This is a genomic window from Gemmobacter caeni (assembly GCF_003054195.1).
Classification (GTDB): Bacteria; Pseudomonadota; Alphaproteobacteria; order Rhodobacterales; family Rhodobacteraceae; genus Gemmobacter; species Gemmobacter caeni.
Window position 1 is genome coordinate 1 of the sequence record NZ_QBKP01000036.1, and the last position, 16,391, is coordinate 16,391.

General features: G+C 63.1%; 20 protein-coding genes and 2 pseudogenes. 7 read left to right on the forward strand and 15 right to left on the reverse strand.

Annotated elements, in window-relative coordinates:
• The 4 genes and pseudogenes from C8N34_RS24585 to C8N34_RS24600 all read right to left on the reverse strand — a co-directional run.
• On the reverse strand, nucleotides 1–180 hold a 180-nt coding region (locus tag C8N34_RS24585; protein ID WP_211317743.1), incomplete at its 3' end, for a hypothetical protein.
• Nucleotides 181–263: 83 nt separating this feature from the next.
• Nucleotides 264–668, reverse strand: coding sequence for a hypothetical protein (locus C8N34_RS24590; RefSeq protein ID WP_199750751.1), 405 nt, complete (start codon nucleotides 666–668; stop codon nucleotides 264–266).
• Nucleotides 669–744: 76 nt separating this feature from the next.
• Complete coding sequence (locus tag C8N34_RS24595; protein WP_108130905.1) at nucleotides 745–951, reverse strand: hypothetical protein; 207 nt, start codon at nucleotides 949–951, stop codon at nucleotides 745–747.
• A gap of 1 nt (nucleotide 952) precedes the next feature.
• Nucleotides 953–1,174: pseudogene (locus C8N34_RS24600) on the reverse strand (DUF6915 family protein); the annotation flags it as partial.
• A gap of 75 nt (nucleotides 1,175–1,249) precedes the next feature.
• Here C8N34_RS24600 and C8N34_RS24605 point away from each other — a divergent pair.
• Together C8N34_RS24605 and C8N34_RS26715 are read left to right on the forward strand one after the other, a co-directional pair.
• Nucleotides 1,250–2,392: a tyrosine-type recombinase/integrase gene (locus tag C8N34_RS24605; protein ID WP_199750750.1), complete on the forward strand. Its 1,143-nt coding sequence runs from the start codon at nucleotides 1,250–1,252 to the stop codon at nucleotides 2,390–2,392.
• Between the two features lie 26 nt (nucleotides 2,393–2,418).
• On the forward strand, nucleotides 2,419–4,434 hold the full coding sequence (locus C8N34_RS26715; RefSeq protein ID WP_199750749.1) for a tyrosine-type recombinase/integrase: 2,016 nt from the start codon (nucleotides 2,419–2,421) through the stop codon (nucleotides 4,432–4,434).
• A gap of 108 nt (nucleotides 4,435–4,542) precedes the next feature.
• On the opposite strand, the pseudogene C8N34_RS27345 reads toward C8N34_RS26715, so the two are convergent.
• The 3 genes and pseudogenes from C8N34_RS27345 to C8N34_RS26530 all read right to left on the reverse strand — a co-directional run.
• Nucleotides 4,543–4,710: pseudogene (locus C8N34_RS27345) on the reverse strand (DUF6915 family protein); the annotation flags it as partial.
• Between the two features lie 9 nt (nucleotides 4,711–4,719).
• A complete protein-coding gene (locus C8N34_RS24615; RefSeq protein ID WP_108130907.1) occupies nucleotides 4,720–5,214 on the reverse strand; it encodes a DUF6878 family protein in 495 nt (164 codons plus the stop codon).
• Nucleotides 5,215–5,396: 182 nt separating this feature from the next.
• Complete coding sequence (locus C8N34_RS26530; RefSeq protein WP_168775702.1) at nucleotides 5,397–5,561, reverse strand: hypothetical protein; 165 nt, start codon at nucleotides 5,559–5,561, stop codon at nucleotides 5,397–5,399.
• A gap of 661 nt (nucleotides 5,562–6,222) precedes the next feature.
• On the opposite strand from C8N34_RS26530, the gene C8N34_RS24620 reads away from it, so the two are divergent.
• From C8N34_RS24620 to C8N34_RS24630, 3 genes are all read left to right on the forward strand, one after another.
• On the forward strand, nucleotides 6,223–6,840 hold the full coding sequence (locus C8N34_RS24620; RefSeq protein WP_108130908.1) for a DUF6088 family protein: 618 nt from the start codon (nucleotides 6,223–6,225) through the stop codon (nucleotides 6,838–6,840).
• A gap of 113 nt (nucleotides 6,841–6,953) precedes the next feature.
• Nucleotides 6,954–7,202: a helix-turn-helix domain-containing protein gene (locus tag C8N34_RS24625; RefSeq protein WP_108130909.1), complete on the forward strand. Its 249-nt coding sequence runs from the start codon at nucleotides 6,954–6,956 to the stop codon at nucleotides 7,200–7,202.
• 1 nt (nucleotide 7,203) lies between these two features.
• Nucleotides 7,204–8,529, forward strand: a complete 1,326-nt coding sequence (locus tag C8N34_RS24630) for a type II toxin-antitoxin system HipA family toxin (RefSeq protein ID WP_108130910.1) — start codon at nucleotides 7,204–7,206, stop codon at nucleotides 8,527–8,529.
• A 128-nt stretch (nucleotides 8,530–8,657) separates the two neighbouring features.
• On the opposite strand, the gene C8N34_RS24635 is transcribed toward C8N34_RS24630, so the two are convergent.
• Nucleotides 8,658–8,981: a DUF736 domain-containing protein gene (locus C8N34_RS24635; protein ID WP_108130911.1), complete on the reverse strand. Its 324-nt coding sequence runs from the start codon at nucleotides 8,979–8,981 to the stop codon at nucleotides 8,658–8,660.
• A gap of 693 nt (nucleotides 8,982–9,674) precedes the next feature.
• On the opposite strand from C8N34_RS24635, the gene C8N34_RS24640 reads away from it, so the two are divergent.
• Nucleotides 9,675–9,902: a hypothetical protein gene (locus C8N34_RS24640; protein ID WP_108130920.1), complete on the forward strand. Its 228-nt coding sequence runs from the start codon at nucleotides 9,675–9,677 to the stop codon at nucleotides 9,900–9,902.
• Between the two features lie 62 nt (nucleotides 9,903–9,964).
• Here C8N34_RS24640 and C8N34_RS24645 read toward each other — a convergent pair whose 3' ends face one another.
• The 6 genes from C8N34_RS24645 to C8N34_RS24670 form a co-directional block, all read right to left on the reverse strand.
• Nucleotides 9,965–12,100, reverse strand: coding sequence for a ParB/RepB/Spo0J family partition protein (locus C8N34_RS24645; RefSeq protein ID WP_108130912.1), 2,136 nt, complete (start codon nucleotides 12,098–12,100; stop codon nucleotides 9,965–9,967).
• A 123-nt stretch (nucleotides 12,101–12,223) separates the two neighbouring features.
• Nucleotides 12,224–12,403 (reverse strand): hypothetical protein, encoded by a 180-nt coding sequence (locus tag C8N34_RS24650; protein ID WP_108130913.1) that lies wholly within the window; start codon nucleotides 12,401–12,403, stop codon nucleotides 12,224–12,226.
• Nucleotides 12,403–12,843, reverse strand: coding sequence for a RadC family protein (locus C8N34_RS24655; protein ID WP_108130921.1), 441 nt, complete (start codon nucleotides 12,841–12,843; stop codon nucleotides 12,403–12,405). The genes C8N34_RS24650 and C8N34_RS24655 overlap by 1 nt, the downstream gene beginning before the upstream one ends.
• A complete protein-coding gene (locus tag C8N34_RS24660) occupies nucleotides 12,836–13,039 on the reverse strand; it encodes a hypothetical protein (protein ID WP_108130914.1) in 204 nt (67 codons plus the stop codon). Before C8N34_RS24660 ends, C8N34_RS24655 begins: the two co-directional genes overlap by 8 nt.
• A gap of 146 nt (nucleotides 13,040–13,185) precedes the next feature.
• Nucleotides 13,186–14,382 (reverse strand): DUF932 domain-containing protein, encoded by a 1,197-nt coding sequence (locus tag C8N34_RS24665; RefSeq protein ID WP_108130915.1) that lies wholly within the window; start codon nucleotides 14,380–14,382, stop codon nucleotides 13,186–13,188.
• A 101-nt stretch (nucleotides 14,383–14,483) separates the two neighbouring features.
• Nucleotides 14,484–14,762: a thermonuclease family protein gene (locus C8N34_RS24670; RefSeq protein ID WP_145693900.1), complete on the reverse strand. Its 279-nt coding sequence runs from the start codon at nucleotides 14,760–14,762 to the stop codon at nucleotides 14,484–14,486.
• A 149-nt stretch (nucleotides 14,763–14,911) separates the two neighbouring features.
• Here C8N34_RS24670 and C8N34_RS27350 point away from each other — a divergent pair, with 149 nt between their 5' ends.
• On the forward strand, nucleotides 14,912–15,202 hold the full coding sequence (locus tag C8N34_RS27350) for a zinc finger domain-containing protein (protein ID WP_422387687.1): 291 nt from the start codon (nucleotides 14,912–14,914) through the stop codon (nucleotides 15,200–15,202).
• Between the two features lie 67 nt (nucleotides 15,203–15,269).
• Here C8N34_RS27350 and C8N34_RS24680 read toward each other — a convergent pair.
• A partial coding sequence (locus C8N34_RS24680) for a DMT family transporter (protein WP_342352696.1) occupies nucleotides 15,270–16,391 on the reverse strand: 1,122 nt, incomplete at its 5' end.

The following is a 16,391-nucleotide window of genomic DNA, read 5'->3' on the forward strand; positions in this document are numbered from 1 at the left end:
GGCGATTTCCAGCGTCAATGACGTCGGCTCAACACCATGGGCCTCCAGAACCCGGCCAAACCGTCGAAGCTGGAAGCGATAGTTAGACAGCGCCCTACGCTGCATGTGCGTCGACGCGAGGCTCTCCTCGAACGAACTGAAGTAGGTGTCGAGGCAGGTTGGTTGGATTTTCTTGGCCATACGCTCTCTCCATGTTGCTGGCGCAACAAGGATTATGCCGAACGCCTTGGCACGAAACTGAGGGTTCAGGACCATGAAGCCGGTCAGCCGCACCTAATAATCTTTGGCTGGTCTGGCAGTATGCCAAGTCGATGCTTCTCGTCGACTGGAGGGCCATGCGGCATAATCCTGATCCCGGCATAATATGCCTTATGCCGAATTCGGCATAAGGCATAGTCAAATCCCCAGAGGCCGGTGAGGTCGAGCGCTTCTGCGAGGCGCAGCACAAAGCGGATGACGCCTTCGACATCGCCCTGTCCGTCGTCATGGAACCAGAGGATGGAACTGCCCGGGCCATCCGGCAGTGAAAGGGCAAAGCCCGAGAACTCCGGATCGTCCGAGGCCTCGTCTTCCTCGCGCAAGCGCAGGAAGAGATCGAGCGCAGCGACTGCCTTCTCAGGCGTCCCCACGTCCAGGACGCAGGAGAATTGGGTGAAATAATCAGCCACGATGGGCTCCTTTCAGAGTGAAAAACCCGAGGCCGCGACGGCCGGGTCACAGTGGATTGCGATAGTGAGAGGGAAATCAGCCCACTTCCGCAGGCTGAGGGATTTTGGCGGGGGCTTGCGCCGCGGCATGGGCCTGCAAAAGCTCGCGGTAGTAGCGTTTGCGCGCCTCGCGCCAGCTGCGAACTGCGAGCGTGTCGGGGTGCAACCGCCGGATCGCCGTGCGAAGCACCGTGAGAGGAGAGACCTCGGGTGGAAGACCGAGGTTCTGATAGGCGCGACTCATGTCAGATGACCTCCCGCACGGGGCTCGCCAGATGCGGATCGACTTCGGCCTCGATCTTCTGGGTACGGCCCATCCAGGGCTCAGCTCGGATCGACCGCGCCCAGTCGGCAAAGCTGGGAATGAAGCCCAGATCCTCGCGGACATGCTGCTCGCCGACCCAGCGGGTCGGGATCACCCGGCCCGTCGACAGGGTCAGGGTTTTGCCGTGGACCTGCTCGGCCATTATATAGACAGAGTCGGTCAAAACCGACTTCGGGCGTATCGTGGCAGGCGATTTAGACTCAGTCGGAGATGCGCCATGGTGGATGCAAAGCTTGAAGGCGCCGGCCCTGATCCATCTTCGTTCGCCGCAACCATCGCCGCGTTCGTGACGTACCTGAATGGGTCGGGATGTTCTCCCAACACCGCGCGCGCTTATCAGCACGATCTTTCGCATCTTCTTTCCTTTCTTGATGAACAGGGGTGGGATTGGCGTGCGCTGACACCGGCGCGCGCGGTTGACTTGCTGATCCATCTGCGCAGCAAGCCGAGCCGTCGCCGCGGCACCGGGCCGTACCCGTCGTTGGCCGCGACCGATGGAGAACGATCTGCTCGGCTCAGCACGGCGACGATCAACCGGGTGCTTGCAGCGGTTTCTTCATTCTTCGAATGGGCGCGGTTCACTGATCGTTTTGCTGGCCCAAACCCGATCACCCGAATTCATGATCGCGCTGCCGCACATGTCGCTGAACGCCATCGACCGTTCCTGACTGGCGTCACCTCGCAGTCGGCCTTACGGAGCCCGGTGCGGTTGCGGCAGATCCATCGTTTGCCCCGCCCGATGGCGGATGAGCAGGTCGACGCGCTGATCGCGCAGCTGCGAACGCGCCGCGATCTGGCAATCATTCGCTTGATGCTCGACGGCGGTCTGCGACCAGGTGAGGTGCTTGGCTTGCACCTCGCCGACATCGCATATGGCAGGCGACGGGTGACCGTCAGGGTGCGTTTCGATCACCCGCGCGGCGTTCGGAGCAAGTCACGATCTGAGCGCGTCGTCGATTTGCATGAAACGGCAACGCTGCAGTCAGTCAGCGGATATGTCATGACCGAACGACCACAGGACACAGACAGTCCCTTCCTGTTTCTGGTCGGTGGCAGTCGCCCACGCAGGCATGAGCCACTTTCCTACGCCGCGCTGGCCAAGCTTTTTGCGAGGGCGTGCGATCGTGCGAACATACGTAAACCATGGGTGACCCCACATGCCCTGCGCCATACACATGCAACAAAGATGTGGGAGGCCGGGATGCGCGAGCTGACGCTTCAGCGAAGGCTTGGTCATGCATCGCCAGAAGCAACCCGCGTTTACACCCGGGTTTCCGATCCGATTGTTGTCGCCGAATATCGCCGTGCCCTCGGCCTTCCAGACGAGAAGGTGCAGGACCCTGCGGAAGGCGCAAAGTGATGCGGGGCCCAGTCTCCGCGGCAGCGATGCAGGCACGTTCGATCGATGCCCCATCTCTCTTTCGCAGCAGCCACTGTTCGGCCGATGAATACGACGCTTTTCTACAACGCTGCTATCCGACGAAGCAGTTCGTCCAACAACGCCGAAGTCAGCGCAAGCAATTCGTCGAGGCCTGGCCAGACATTGAAGAATGGCTGGCCGCGCCGCTCGCAGTCCGTGTCGGTCGGATCAACGGGCAAACCAGAGCTACCCTTCAGGATCGACCCTCCTATTTCGCGCGCGCCTATCTCTACTATCTGGCGCTGAAAGGGTATCTCCGATTGGATTATCCGTGGCTGCTCGCCGTCGGCGACCTTTGCGTTCACGACGTGGCACGGCTGTTGGATATCGATCTCGGTGTCGAGAGACTTGCGCGCGAGGCGACAGACCTAGGTCTCGTCTATGCGGGTGCTGATCGAGCAATGCGGTGGACGCTCGGGCGTCTCGCCCTTCACCAGGGACCCCAACTGGTCAGCGCTTTGCGTCAGAACGACATCAATGAGCTCCTCGTCGCCGTTCGGATGTTCGGCGATAGATCAGATCTTGGTGCCTACTGGACCTCGAGCGACCGGTATCGTCTGGTCTCCAAAGCTTGGATTACGATGATCGGCCAGCTGCGCTTGGCACTCTATCACCGCGGGCAAGTCGACGACCCGCCGCGAAAGATCATGCCATCGGCGGATTTGAAGGCGGCACAGCCTGAAATGGGCGCATTGATCGATGAATGGCTTGTACGCCGTGCACCAAGCTTGCGACCGGTCACCGTGTACCACCACGCGCTTACCGCCCGCCGATTTCTGCAGCATTTGGCCAAAACGGCACCAGAAGTGCGCACCTTTGGGCAGGTAAAGCATGAGCACATCGTCAGCTGGATGAACGCGATGAAGACCGAGTTGTCGCCAAAGACCGGGCGACCACTCACTGCGAATTCTCAGAGGGGACGCGTTGTCCGGCTGGCACAATTCTTCAAGGATGCCGAGGACTGGGCGTGGACTGAAGTGCCGCGATGGCCGCTCGTGGCAAAACGCGATCTGCCGCGCGTGCCCGACCGAATTCCCCGATACATCCCTCGTGCTGAGCTCGAACGGCTGATGGAGGAAATCCGGGCGCTTTCCGATCCGTTCCAGCGCGCAGCAATGCTCCTCGCTAGGTGGTCAGGTGCGCGCCGCAGCGAAATTCAGCGCCTATCTGTGGACTGCCTCGACCAATACGCCGATGGCACGGCGCGCCTCCGGCTGCCCGTCGGTAAGACCGCCCGCGAGCGCCAAATCCCACTGCATGACGAGGCCGCAGAGGCCCTTCGGGTTGTGCTGGGTCTCCGCGCTAAGGTCGCAGACCGAATGCTGCCCGACGAACGGACAGGCGATCTCGTCCGGTTCGTGTTCGTCTGGCGCGGAAAAATGATGAGCGGACGCCATCTCTTTGGTGCGCCATTGAAGCGGGTGTGTGCCGCCACGGGCTTGGTCGACGCCCGAGGCAGGCCGACCGTGACAATGCACCGATTCCGCCACACGCTCGGAACCGAACTCGCAGAGCGCGGTGCAAAGCTTCACACCATCATGAGCGTCCTCGGCCACGAAAGCCCTCAGATGACTATGGTATATGCGCGGATCAGCGACGCAGAGGTGCTGCGCGACTACCAGTCCGTTCTGGAACCAGGCGCCATGATTGCGGGTGCAGGAGCGGAAGTGATCCGATCCGGAAATCTTGGCGAAAGCGCGGTCGACTGGCTTCGCAGCAACTTCTTCAAGACTGCGCTGGAACTGGGACATTGTCTGAGGTTGCCCTCGGAAGGTCCTTGCGAATGCGACCTTTACCTGAGCTGTTCTCGCTTTGTAACGACGCCGTGCTACGCGCCGCGGCTGCGCGAACGCCGTCGATTGGAACTGTCTCTCGCCGAAGACGCGCGCGCCCGCTCTTGGTCGCGCGAAGTCGAACGTCATTGCGCCGTCGCAAGAAGAGTCGAACAACTCTTGACCGACCTCGGCGAGGAATTGGAATGAAATACGCCCCCGGACACGGAACAGGCCGACCACCGCCAGCTTTTTGGGGAGCGCGGCGGTCGGCCTGTTCCTACCCAATACCCCTGCACCTTTACACTTGCCTGTCCATGTAACCAGGAGGAATACCCCTTCGGCATGATGGCGGAGAGCGCGATGCCGGAAGTCCGCCAGAATGAGCTTTGAGGCGTCGAAAAATTCATGACAGGCGAGGTAGTCGTCGACCGTGCCGCCCCATTTCTTTACCGAGGACAGGGCGTGGTGATACGGATGTGCCATCGCCGCCCCTCAGAAATCATGGGTGAAGAGTTCAGACGACGTGAACCGCTCGTTGAACTCGAGATGGATGGTGCGGGCGCGGGCATCGATGCAGAACTCGCCCCAAGCGCCGTCGTTGTCCTGCCAACCGCAATGGGTGTCGGAGAGAAGGTCGTAGACCAGTTCTTCAACAGCGCCTTCGAGGGTCAGACGACGCTCGGTGGGTGCCCCGCTCTGCCAGTCGATGCCGGCAAAGGTGATCTGGGCGGCGGGCAGCGTGACGCTTTGGTCAGTGTCATTGCGGGCCTCGATGCTTTCGATCTGCCCGCTGTCGCCCGAGCCATCGAAGCTGACGAGGACATGGGCGATGCCGACGAGGCGCATCCCGTCGAACAGCACCTCCTTGTTCCGCGCGTGCAGCGCCGCTTCGGCAGCGTCACGCTCGGCCTGCTCGGCCAGAATGCGGGACAGTTCGGACGAGAGTTCAGGGGCCGGCGCAGCGCGACCGGGAAGATGGATGGTCATGTCGGGATCTCCGGGGAGAGCGGGTTACAGGCGAGACCGCCGCCGCTCTCTCTGTCTCAGCGGGCTCGCCCTGCCCGCTCCCTCCTCGACCTCTCCCTTGCCGGACCCATCGGTTCGGCGCCGTTTCCCCGGACGGGCGCGCTGGTGAGCGCGACCCGGAAGGGGTGAGGCGCTTTCGCGCCTCATTGCCAGGGGTCGATTTCCAGGGCGACGAGCGCCTCGTCGCCGTCGTATTCATCGGACGGCATCGCCCCATGCGTGCCGTCCCCGGCCTGGAACACGGTGATCGCGACCATCAGCGTGGCGGCGAGGCTGGCGGCGTAAGCGGTGGCATCCTTTTTGGACATGGGGTCGGCTCCTGTCTTCTTGGGGGCGGAGGACCATCCCCCGCGCGACAGGCGCCCGAAGTGTCTGACCGGATCTGCAATCACCCTCGTGCGTTTGGCTCGTCCAAATCCGCGAGGGCGGCACGCCCGCGTAGCCGACCCCTCTGGGGTTGAGTGTCAAAGAGACGGATCGGACCAAGGACAGCGAATGGAAGCGGGGGATGGGGCTTTGACCCTGTACAGGAGCCCTGCCCCGTCAAAGGATGCCAACCGCTCGCCAGCCTTGACGCCATGTTGGTCGCCGAGGATCGGCAGGTTTCGGGCCGGAAAGGAAAAGCGGAAGGCTGCGACTGATGAATACGGGCGGGCTTGCCCGACACCTGGAAATCCTTGGCTTCAGGTCAAAGTGCCGAACCCTTCGGGATCTACTTCTTGCCGGCCAGACTGGCCGTCGCGCAAGGGATCGCTGCCCGAATGGGGGGAGACTGCTTGGCAGGCTCCCGTCGGCACGACCAGAGCCCGGTCCCGAGTCTGCCGGGATGTGCCATGATCTTCTGTGGGAACGCTCTTGCCCTGCCACCGCACTGATCCAGGCTCAAGATCACCACACTTGATTGTCAGAAAAACATAGCCTATTTTCTGACACATGACGATCTCATCCGCCTCTGTTCCCGATCGGGTCATGAAGCGTGTCCGTGCAAACGGGCGCGGCAGCGTCTTCACGCCGCGCGATTTCCTCGACATCGCCTCCCGCGCTGCCGTCGACCAAGCCCTGTCCCGGCTGGCGAAGTCTGAACAGCTAAGGCGGCTTGCCCGCGGGCTTTATGATTTTCCCAAGCTGCACCCCAAACTCGGCGCCCTGTCCCCCGCGCCGGACGATGTTGCACAGGCTCTTGCCCGGGAAACTGGCTCGAATCTGCAAATCGACGGGGCCCGCGCGGCAAACGCGCTTGGCCTTTCGACCCAGGTTGCCGCCCAAAGCTCCTGGCTCACCGATGGCCCCTCCCGGCGCGTCGTGCTTGGCAAACGCATTGTGGATCTCTGCCATGCCTCGCCCAAGCACCTTATTGCACCCGGCAGCCCGGCCGGGACAGTGGTTCAGGCGCTGCGCCATGTGGGAGCTTCCCGCGCAGCAGATGTGGCACAAGTGGCGGCCCGTACCCTGTCGGACGGCGACAAACGGCTCCTCAGCAAGAGTGTGGCCCAGGCACCTGCCTGGATGCGCGCGACGCTGCTGTCGATTGCCAGCGCTGTCGACGATGGCCCGTCGGAGCAGTCTGCCTCCCCGAGCCGCTTCTGAATTCCAGATCGCTCTTGGGCTATATTTTGCCACGATAGCCGATAGGCTATAACTAGTATAAATAGCCCAAGAGCGATATTGAAAAGAAATCGCCGATAGGCTATTTCTGCTCCATGGAAGAAATATCGACCCAATCCATACGCAGTCTTCGGCAGGCCGCCAGTGCGCTTCGCGCCAGACGGCGTGCACGCGGCATGACACAGAAACAACTGGCCCAAGTCACCGGAACTGCGCAGTCCACTGTCTCGGATATTGAGACCGGCGTCGTTTCGGTCAGCCTCGACGTCTACCTGCGGCTGCTGGAAGCCCTCGGGGCCGAGTTGACCGTGACCGGGCGCATACCAGATCAGGACACGAACTGACATGGCGCGCTTGGCACGCAGACGGGCGGGCATCCGGCGCAGCAAGACTGCGGTCTGGTATGAACGGACACGAGTCGGCACGCTGACCAAGGCCACGGATGGCGGCGTCGCCTTTTCCTACGATCCCGGCTGGCTGGCCTCTGATATGGCATTCCCCGTGGCGAGTGTCCTACCGCTGACGCAGGCGGACTGGAAGGGCGACCCGGTGATCGCTGCCTTCGACAACCTGTTGCCTGATGCGGAAGGCGAGTTGCGCGAAAGGATCGCGGTGAGGGTCGGCGCCGAAGGCAAGGACGTCTTTTCTCTTCTGTCGGCCCTCGGACGGGATTGCGTGGGAGCCCTACAATTCCTGCCCCCGGACGAGGAACCGGCCGCCCAAGACATGGACTATCGCGAGATTTCCGAACAGGAGATGGTCGCCGATCTGAAAAACCTTGCCGCTGCCCCCCTCGCCTTGGGCGATGACGAGGATTTCCGCATCTCCATCGCAGGCGCGCAGGAGAAGACTGCCTATCTTCGCGTCGGAGGCCACTGGGCGAAACCGCGCGGCATCACACCCACGAGCCACATCTTCAAGACCCCGATGGGCGTGCTTCCCGGCCCCGACGAAATCGACATGAGCAACAGCGTCGAGAACGAGTTGTTCTGCATGACCTTGGCCCGCGAGATCGGTCTGCCGGTGGCCAATGTTGAGAAAATCATCTTGCCCGGACAAGTCGCACTGGCTGTTGAACGGTTCGACCGGGTTTGGGAAGGCAAGACCTTGAGGCGTCTGCCGCAGGAAGATATCTGCCAATCACTGGGCTTCCCCTCTGCCCGCAAATACCAGAAGGCGGGTGGGCCTGGCATCGGTCAGATCATGGAACTGCTGCGGGAATCCGACGATCCGATCAGGGATCGTGAAACCTTCTTCCGCGCCCAGATCTTCTATTTCCTGATCGGGGCCTCCGACGGCCACGCCAAGAATTTCAGCCTGCAACTGGGCAGGCGCGGCCGTTTCCGCCTCGCACCGCTTTACGACATCCTGAGTGTGGCCCCGGTCGTCCATGCCGGGCGCCTGCAGCGCAAACGTTACAGGCTCGCGATGTCGATCGGCGGCCACTATGGCATCGACGAAATCGTCCCACGCCATTTCGAGGCAGAGGGCAAGGCCAGCGGCCTTCCCCGAAACCGTGCCTTGGAGCTTCTTGCAGAGATGGCGGATCGCCTCGGTCTGGCCTTGGAGAGGACCACCCTTGCGCTTGCGGAACAGGTGCCCAAGAGCGTGAGTGATCCGATCACGAGCGACTCAATGCAGCGCGCAGAGCAAGTCCGAAAGCTCCTGTAGGGCTTTGTCCGACTCTTCGGTCAAGCGCGGTTTTCACAAAAAGCTGGGTTTTCAACGCTTGTTGAAAATCCTGCTTGGAATGAAGCTTCGGCCCCGGTCTTTCGACCGGGGCCTTTGCCTGTGCACGATCAGTCGCCGCGGCGGGTGTTGGGGCGGGACCAGATGAGGCTCGATCCCTCGCCGTCTTCGTCATCGAAGAGGTTGGCGTAGATGGGCGCGGCGAAGCTCGGATCGTCCAGCTTCAGGCCCAGGTATTCGCGGCCCTCGTTCGATTTCTTCGTCCAGGCGGCGCCGATCTCGGCGCGGCCGACCAGAACTCGGTGGCTGGGGGCGTTCTCGCCCGAGGCCCGCAGGTCGGGGACGAGGCGCACACCCTTGGCCTGCAGGCTGAGGGTGAAGATTTCGCCGGTGTATTCGTTGCCGGTCTTCTTGAAGGTGCCGATGGTCGCCATGTTCTTTCTCCGTTTTCTCTGTTTCGGGCCCGCGTCCTTGCGGCCTCGATGGCGATCGACAGCCCGGAGACGACCGCTGGCGCAGTCCCCTTGAGGACCCTGACAGCACAGGAAGGACTTTCTTGTCCCGCGAGGAATGCCGGCTCTGCCGGCAGGGGAAGAAAGTTGTGACGACGCTGTTGCGCCGAAGCGGTCGAGGCGAAGCCGTCCTTCGGGCAGATCAGCCCATCACCAAAGGCCGTTGGACGCGGGCTGGAACAGTGAACCCACGGAGAACAAGGCGACCCTGAAGGCCCGTCAAGAGAGACAGGACAGGCGCCACCGGCGATGCGACCACCTCTGCCGACGTCAGGTCTGATTGCGCCTCCCTCCTGCCCTGCAGCCGCGCGGCAGCCGCCGCTCATCGGGTCCTGGTCTGCCAGCGTGATGGCAGGTAACGGACGACATTCGAACGAGGGCCGCGACCGGGCACAAATGCTGGTCGATCCCGGCTGAGACTCCACCTCTGCCAGCGCAACTTGACGATGATCCAACGGCGAACCAGCACCCTGATCCCCCTGCCCCCCAACCGCCACTTCAATGATCGCCTGGCAAGGCACAGTCGAAACCCGGGGCAGTCTCGGCTGCACCCAAGCTTGAACGAAACGCGAACAGGCACTACGCTTCTTAAGCATGTTGTCAGGTGAGGCCCAGATGACGCCATATCGTGATTGGGATCAGGATTCCGGCATCCGGGCCTACGAAATTGGCTCCACACATGTGGATGTCGCGTTCAAGGATGGAGCGATCTATCGCTACACCTCGGTGTCCGCCGGCCAAGCCAATCTCGACCGCATGATCGTGCTGGCGCGCGCGGGCGATGGGCTACACGAATTCATCAACCGGGCTGTCAAGACACGGTATTCCGAGCGTCTTGCCTAAACGCTCCTGCTCTCAATCCCCCACATGAGAAAACGGGGTGACCGAAGCCACCCCGCTCAAGGTCATTCCGCCGCAATCAGGTGTTGGCGCTCCTCCTCGTCGTCGGGCTGGGTTTCGTCATCGCCCGTGAGGAAAGCGGGCAGCTCGACGCCGGCGTCCTCAGTCTTGGCCGCCTGGCCCAGGTCCGGGTCGTCCAGCCGAAGCGGTTCCGGCAGCCAGCCGCTGTCGGCCAGAAGCCGTTCGGCCTCGCGCGCCATGTCGGCCTTCTTCAGATGGTCGATCAGTTGCGCGGCCCCTTCGCCGATGCCCTCGCGCACCGCCTCGATAATGCGAGCCTTGGTGACGCGGCCAAGGTAATTGGCGACGGTCGGCTTCCAGCCGGTTTCGACCAGATCGAGCCCGGTCACGCGCGCCAGCCGGTCCGCCTCGCGCAGGCGCCGATCGAGCCCGTGCTGGCTGATCCCCATGCCGCTGTAGGGGTTCGGCCGCTCGTAGAGTGCATTCACGCCGAAGCTGAGGCAATGGGCGAGCAGCGCCTGACGGCTGGCCTCATCGAGCCCGTGCAGCCAGGTCCAGAGCCGGTCATCGTCCTCCCCGAGCGGAAGATCGGCCTTCCAGGCCGCATGGCGCACGTCGATGGACTGCGCCGGGATCGAGTCGCCAAGGTCGGGTGCCTGCACGGCGAGATGCACCTCCTGCACCCGCGCTTGCAGCGCATTGCCCGTCACCCGTCCGTCGAAGCAATCGAGGACCAGCTTGTGCAGCAGCGCCGTCATTGCGATGCGGGGATTGTTCGCCACAGCGTCGCGCAGTGCGAGCGTCCGATGGGCGGTCAGTTCGATCACCAGCCGTTCGGGCAGCGGCTTGATCGCATCGCCCTCGTCTTCGTCCTCCTCGGTCGTCGACGCACCGCCAACCTTGATCGCTGCGCCCCGCTGGACGGGGTCGGCGTCGGTGCGCGGCAGGATCTCGCCGGTTTCGGGATCGACGATTTCCGCCTCCGGCTCCTGCGTCACCTCATCTTCGGCACGGATATAGCCGCGCTCAATGCAGAGACCGCCCACGGCGTCGAGGCTGATGAAGGCCCCGGCCCGTGCCATCTGTGCCGGATCGAAGATCATCGGCCGCATCTCGAAGGCGCCGAGGATGCGCTCGATCTCGCCAAGCCGCGCGTCGACCTCGTCGGGCAATTCATCGGCTTCGGCATATTCGGCTTCCAGGCGGTCGTATTCGTCGCGAAGCGCCTCGCGCGTGGCACGCTCGTCCTCGGTGAGGTCCACCGTGGTCCCCGCGATCTGCCGCATCCCATAGGCATGGTTGTAGGGAAAGCTGACGGCGACCTCGATCCATTTCCAGCCCTCCGCGGCGATGGTCGCCGCCTCGGCCTTCAGCTTTTCGTTCACCAACCGGTCGAGCAGCACCGGATCCTGCAACCAGCCGCCGTCATCCTGCTGGAACAGATCGCGCAGCACATATCCGCCCGCCGCCTCATAGGCGTCGATGCCGACGAAGGTGACCCGCTTGTCCGATGCCCGCACCGTGGTCTCGGTCAGCAGGCGGCGGATCTGATAGGGCTCCTTGGACCAGCTGTCCTTCACCGCCTCCCAGACCTGGACCTGGCGCGCCGGGTCGGAGGAAATGGTGAAGGCCATCAGCTGTTCCAGCGTCATGCCGTCCTCGGCATAGATCTCAAGCAACGCCGGGGCGACCGAGACGAGGCGCAAGCGCTGTTTTACGACCTTGGCATCGACGAAGAAGGCCGCGGCAATCGCTTCCTCGGTCATGCCCTTCTCGCGCATGGCCTGAAAGGCGCGGAACTGGTCGAGCGGATGCAGCGGCGCGCGCTCGATGTTCTCGGCCAGCGAGACCTCGTCGATCAGCACATCCGAGCCCGCCTCGGAGACGACGCAAGGCACGGGGGCGGTCTTGGCGAGGCGTTTCTGCTTGACCAGCAGTTCCAGCGCCCGGAAGCGACGGCCGCCGGCGGGCACTTCGTAGTGGCCGGTCTCGGTGCCGTCTTCGCCCAGCACGGCGCGGACATGCAGCGACTGGATCAAGCCGCGGCGGGCGATGGATTCGGCCAGTTCCTCGACCGAGACGCCGGCCTTGACGCGGCGGACGTTCGACTGGCTGAGCATGAGCTTGTTGAAGGGAATATCCCGCGAGGACGCGAGGGTGATCTTCTGCATGTTGGTCATCCGACCGATCTCCGTGACGGGCGCCGGGAGCCTCTCTCCTGACTGCCAACCCGTCACGAAAACCCCTTCCCGCCTCTGACTTTCCGGGCCTCAGGCAGCACACCGAAAAAGCATCGGGACCGATCAGCCTTCCTCGGAAACCTCGGTCGTATCGAAGCGGCCGCAGGCTTCCAGAAGTTCGTCATCCGACAGAGCCGTGGCGCGCCGGATCAGGGCCGCGCGCAAGACCGCGGGCGCAACATCCGATGCCTCCGCCCGTTCGGAGTTGACGCTGAAGGCAAAGTCGAAGGCATGGCTGAACATCAGAACACCCCCAGACCGCGCAGGCTGGTCTCGCGCCCGGACCCGACGATGATGTGATCGTGCAGGGTGAGGCCGAGCGTGTCACAGGCCTCACGGACCTTCTTCGTCATGCTGATATCCGCCTCCGACGGCTCGGGATCGCCCGACGGATGGTTATGGACAAGGATCAGCGCGCTGGCGTTGAGGAGGAGCGCGCGCTTGGCGATTTCGCGCGGATAGACCGGGACGTGGTCGACCGTGCCGAGACCCATGCACTCGTCCGAGATGATCCGGTTCTTGCGGTCGAGATAGAGGACGTGGAAGGCTTCGATTTCGCCGCGGACCGACAGGGCGCAATAGTCCAGCAGCGCCTGCCAGCTCGACAGCACCGGATTGCAGTTCAAGTAACGGCCGAGGATTTCCCGTGCCTCGAGGACGATGGTCTGTTCCTGATCATTCAGCATCGCTCTGCTCCTCGTCGTCGGTCCCAAGAATGGGCTCATCGTCGTCATCATCATCGGTGACGACGAACTGGAATTCCTGGGTGATGAAATCGTTGAGCCGGATGGCCAGCGTCATGCTGGTGGCGACCGAAAGCCCAAGGGCCATGAAGGCAGCATGGACGGCCGCGTCCACCTTGTCGTCGAAACTATGCATGATGTTCCTCGCGGGATTGGCGGCCAGGCCCTGCCCCGCTTCGAAGAACGGATCGCAGGTCTGGCCGGGAATGGAGAAATACGGCGGTCAAAGCCGATCGGGCTGACCGCCGCGGCATGAATGTGGGCAACCGGGCAGGTTGTGCCTCAGCCCACCCGGTCGAGCAGCTTCTTCGCCCTGCCCTCCAGTTCAAGCCGGGCATCCTGCTGGGTCTTGTCGCGGGCAAGCCGCGTGATGCCCTGCACGAAGTCAAAGATCGATTCCGGCGGGCGGCCCTCTTCCATCAGCACCTTCTCGATGATCTTGCCCGACTCCGCCTTGGAGAAACCGCGCTTGCGCAGGAAGACCTCGCGGTCCTCGTCATCGCGCGCCACGATCTGCTGGCGGGCCGCCTTGATACCGTTGACGAAGCCCTGCGGCGAGGAATTGGCGAAGCGAGTCAGTGCGGGCGCAGCTTCCTGGGCAAAACGCGACGCGGCATATTTGGAATGCCGGATGGTGATCGCCTGGAAATCCTCGACGCCCCACAAATTGCGGTTCTGGCACACCGCACGTAGGTAAAAGCTGGCAATGCCGAGGGTTTTCGCGCCTACTTCCGAATTCCAGCAGTAGAACCCCCGGAAATAGAGATCGGGCGATCCATCCGCCAGCTTGCCCGCTTCGATCGGGTTATGATCATCGACCAGGAACAGGAACACATCGCGGTCCGAGGCATAGAGCGTGGTGGTATCGCGGGTGATGTCGACATCGGGGTTATAGACCCCCGTCGACCAGTCCAGCGTGCCCGGCACCTTCCACCGCGTGTCGCCGGTCCCATTCCCGGCGATGCGCTGCACCGCGCCCACCAGTTCGTGATCGTGGATCCGGCCGTAATCGGGTCCGGTGACTGCTCGCAGCTCCGTCCTGCCGACTTCGGTCTCGAAGGTCTTGATCTGCTCGGCCCGATGGCTGCTGAGCCCGTATTGAAGATTGATCCCGGCCAGCGGGGCCGGCAATTGCCGCAGATAGGCGGCCGGCGCACCAACCAGGCTTGCGAGCTGACCAAAGGCCCAATGGGTCGGTGCCAGCGGCGCGTCCGCTTTCGGCAGGATCAGCCGCAGCCGCTCGGCATTGTCGCGGCTGGCCTCGACCTGGATCTTTGCCGTCTCGACGATGCGGGACGTGCTGCGCTCCGAGCGCGCCTTGACCGTGGTCCAGAGGTCATCGAGCGAGAGATAGCGCTCATCATCCGGCCGGTTGAACCATTCGGACGACACCCGACCGTTGCGCTCACCCCGGCTGACATCCACCTTGAAGCCGCCGCGCACCGGGCGCGCGGGTTCCAGAATCTGCATACTGTCCATGACAATCACTCCGCGACGGGCCGCCGGAGGCCTCTCCCCCAGCCCGGACCCGTCACGGGCAAACCAGCCTTGCTCTCACTCTCGACCCAACAGGATCGCCGTCACCAGTACCGGCCGCACACTCCTTCCCGGATCATCTGTGCGGCAAGGTCGCGGCCATCGGGCAAGGTGCAACGCCCGATGCTGCGATCATAGCTGGTCCGGCCGTTCAGGGCGCAGGTGAGGGACTGTCCCGCGATCAGCTCCCGCAGCCGCTCGGTCGCCACCTGACCAGATGGCGTCCCGCGCTCGGCGCAGTCCAGTGACCCAAACCGGATCGGAGTGCCCGCCACCTCGATCGTATCGCCATCGCGAATATGGCTGACCGGGCCCTCAATCACGCGCAGCGCTGTGAGCTCAGAAATTGGCCCGAAACGCTCCGGAAAACGCTCAACCGCCAAGAAGCCGAGCACCAGCACACCACCGGCTACCGCCAAAAATTGGACTAGACGATTGCGGCCACCTCTGGGACGCCGAAATCGGCGTTGTTGTGATTTTCTGCTCATACCACCGCTTTAAGCCTGACTTCACCGCCCACCGTCACCCTGTTCTTGCTGTTTGCTGCCCGAGCTGCGGCAGCGCACCCGGCGTTTGGTGCCGCCGCCCGAGCGGGCACCGGGCCAGCGATCTGCACGCCGAGCGCGGAGCCGACGCCGACCGGGTGTTCATCGAGCAGCACGGATGGGAGGCCAGTGTCGAGCGGGACGGCGACGGCTGGATCATCGACCCGCGCGGGCGGGCCTCGATCCGACCGCAGCCGGAGCAGTTTTCTCTCATCTAAGACGGTATGCACGATGGCGCCGGCGCGATGGTCTGGACAGACGTCTCGTGCTTGCCGGCGCGTCAGCTCATCGGTTTGGCCGGGAAGCGGCCAGCAACACGCCTATCGCAATTATGCCGATTGCGATGCTTTCGACCGGCGAGGGGATCTCTCCGAGCGCGGGTATGGCGAGAAGCGAGGCGACGGCTGGAAGCAACGCAATGATCGATGCCGCCGCAACGGGGCCAAGCAGCGTCACCGCGCGGTTGAACGTGAAGATCGCGACACCGCTCATGAGCACTCCCTGATAGAATGCCTGCAGCACGATCTCGGTAGCGGATGCCTCTGCAAGCCTGCTGAGCCCGAGGACGAGGTAAAGCGGCAGGAACAGAACCGTGGACCAGAAACATATGAGCGCCGCCGCCTCGATCGGTGTGAGGCCGCTTCTGTGAAAACGCAACGTGTAGATGGCCCACATCGCCCCCGCAGTCACAAGGGCGGCCAGACCCAGAGGACTGGGAGGACCGAGGGTCGCGGACCCTGCGACGACCAGCAGCGACAGACCGGCAAGAATGGCAGCAAGCGCGCCCCAACGGCGCGGCCCCATCCGGTCGCCCAGGAACGCCCAAGAGAAGATGGCCGCAAACAGGGGCATCAGGGTCGGGGCAATGGCCGAGGCCTGGGCCGCGGAAGTAAGCGTCAGTCCCAGCGCAACGAGCAGTACGAATGGGACACCCCACATCAACGAGAATACGAAACCCTCGCGCCACTGCGATCGTGAAAGCCGCCCGGGCCTTCTGAGAAGCACCGGCGCCAGCAGAAGCGCGCCCACCCCGAACCGCAGCGCCGCAATATCCCATATCCCAAGCGCGCGGGTGACGCTGTACCTTGTCACGACGAACCAGCCGGACAGGATCGAGAGGGCAACGGCGGCCCAGAGGATACCGCGAAGCCTCGTCCAGGGGCTATCGCGGTCCGGTTCGGCAATGTCGGAAATTCGTGTTACTTTCACGCCCCACATCTGCGCCGTCGGGTGTGTCGGCGTGTCGCGTTTGAATTTTTGGTTTGCTTGTTCTAGAATAGACGCTGTTGCATTGTTGGCAAGAAGATATTGACCTGCATTCCCCAAGTGGCGTGTCGTTTGAGGTGAAGATCGCCTGTATCCGAGCGCTAGACAAGGATTTTCTGCCGCAAGCGGCACCTGCGGTCG

What these genes read in the sequence shown, in the direction of transcription:
- C8N34_RS24595 (WP_108130905.1), bottom strand. Translation starts at nt 951, where the DNA reads ATGAGTCGCGCCTATCAGAACCTCGGTCTTCCACCCGAGGTCTCTCCT.
- C8N34_RS24605 (WP_199750750.1), top strand. Translation starts at nt 1,250, where the DNA reads ATGGTGGATGCAAAGCTTGAAGGCGCCGGCCCTGATCCATCTTCGTTC.
- C8N34_RS26715 (WP_199750749.1), top strand. Translation starts at nt 2,419, where the DNA reads ATGCAGGCACGTTCGATCGATGCCCCATCTCTCTTTCGCAGCAGCCAC.
- C8N34_RS24615 (WP_108130907.1), bottom strand. Translation starts at nt 5,214, where the DNA reads ATGACCATCCATCTTCCCGGTCGCGCTGCGCCGGCCCCTGAACTCTCG.
- C8N34_RS26530 (WP_168775702.1), bottom strand. Translation starts at nt 5,561, where the DNA reads ATGTCCAAAAAGGATGCCACCGCTTACGCCGCCAGCCTCGCCGCCACG.
- C8N34_RS24620 (WP_108130908.1), top strand. Translation starts at nt 6,223, where the DNA reads ATGAAGCGTGTCCGTGCAAACGGGCGCGGCAGCGTCTTCACGCCGCGC.
- C8N34_RS24625 (WP_108130909.1), top strand. Translation starts at nt 6,954, where the DNA reads ATGGAAGAAATATCGACCCAATCCATACGCAGTCTTCGGCAGGCCGCC.
- C8N34_RS24630 (WP_108130910.1), top strand. Translation starts at nt 7,204, where the DNA reads ATGGCGCGCTTGGCACGCAGACGGGCGGGCATCCGGCGCAGCAAGACT.
- C8N34_RS24635 (WP_108130911.1), bottom strand. Translation starts at nt 8,981, where the DNA reads ATGGCGACCATCGGCACCTTCAAGAAGACCGGCAACGAATACACCGGC.
- C8N34_RS24640 (WP_108130920.1), top strand. Translation starts at nt 9,675, where the DNA reads ATGACGCCATATCGTGATTGGGATCAGGATTCCGGCATCCGGGCCTAC.
- C8N34_RS24645 (WP_108130912.1), bottom strand. Translation starts at nt 12,100, where the DNA reads ATGACCAACATGCAGAAGATCACCCTCGCGTCCTCGCGGGATATTCCC.
- C8N34_RS24650 (WP_108130913.1), bottom strand. Translation starts at nt 12,403, where the DNA reads ATGTTCAGCCATGCCTTCGACTTTGCCTTCAGCGTCAACTCCGAACGG.
- C8N34_RS24660 (WP_108130914.1), bottom strand. Translation starts at nt 13,039, where the DNA reads ATGCATAGTTTCGACGACAAGGTGGACGCGGCCGTCCATGCTGCCTTC.
- C8N34_RS24665 (WP_108130915.1), bottom strand. Translation starts at nt 14,382, where the DNA reads ATGGACAGTATGCAGATTCTGGAACCCGCGCGCCCGGTGCGCGGCGGC.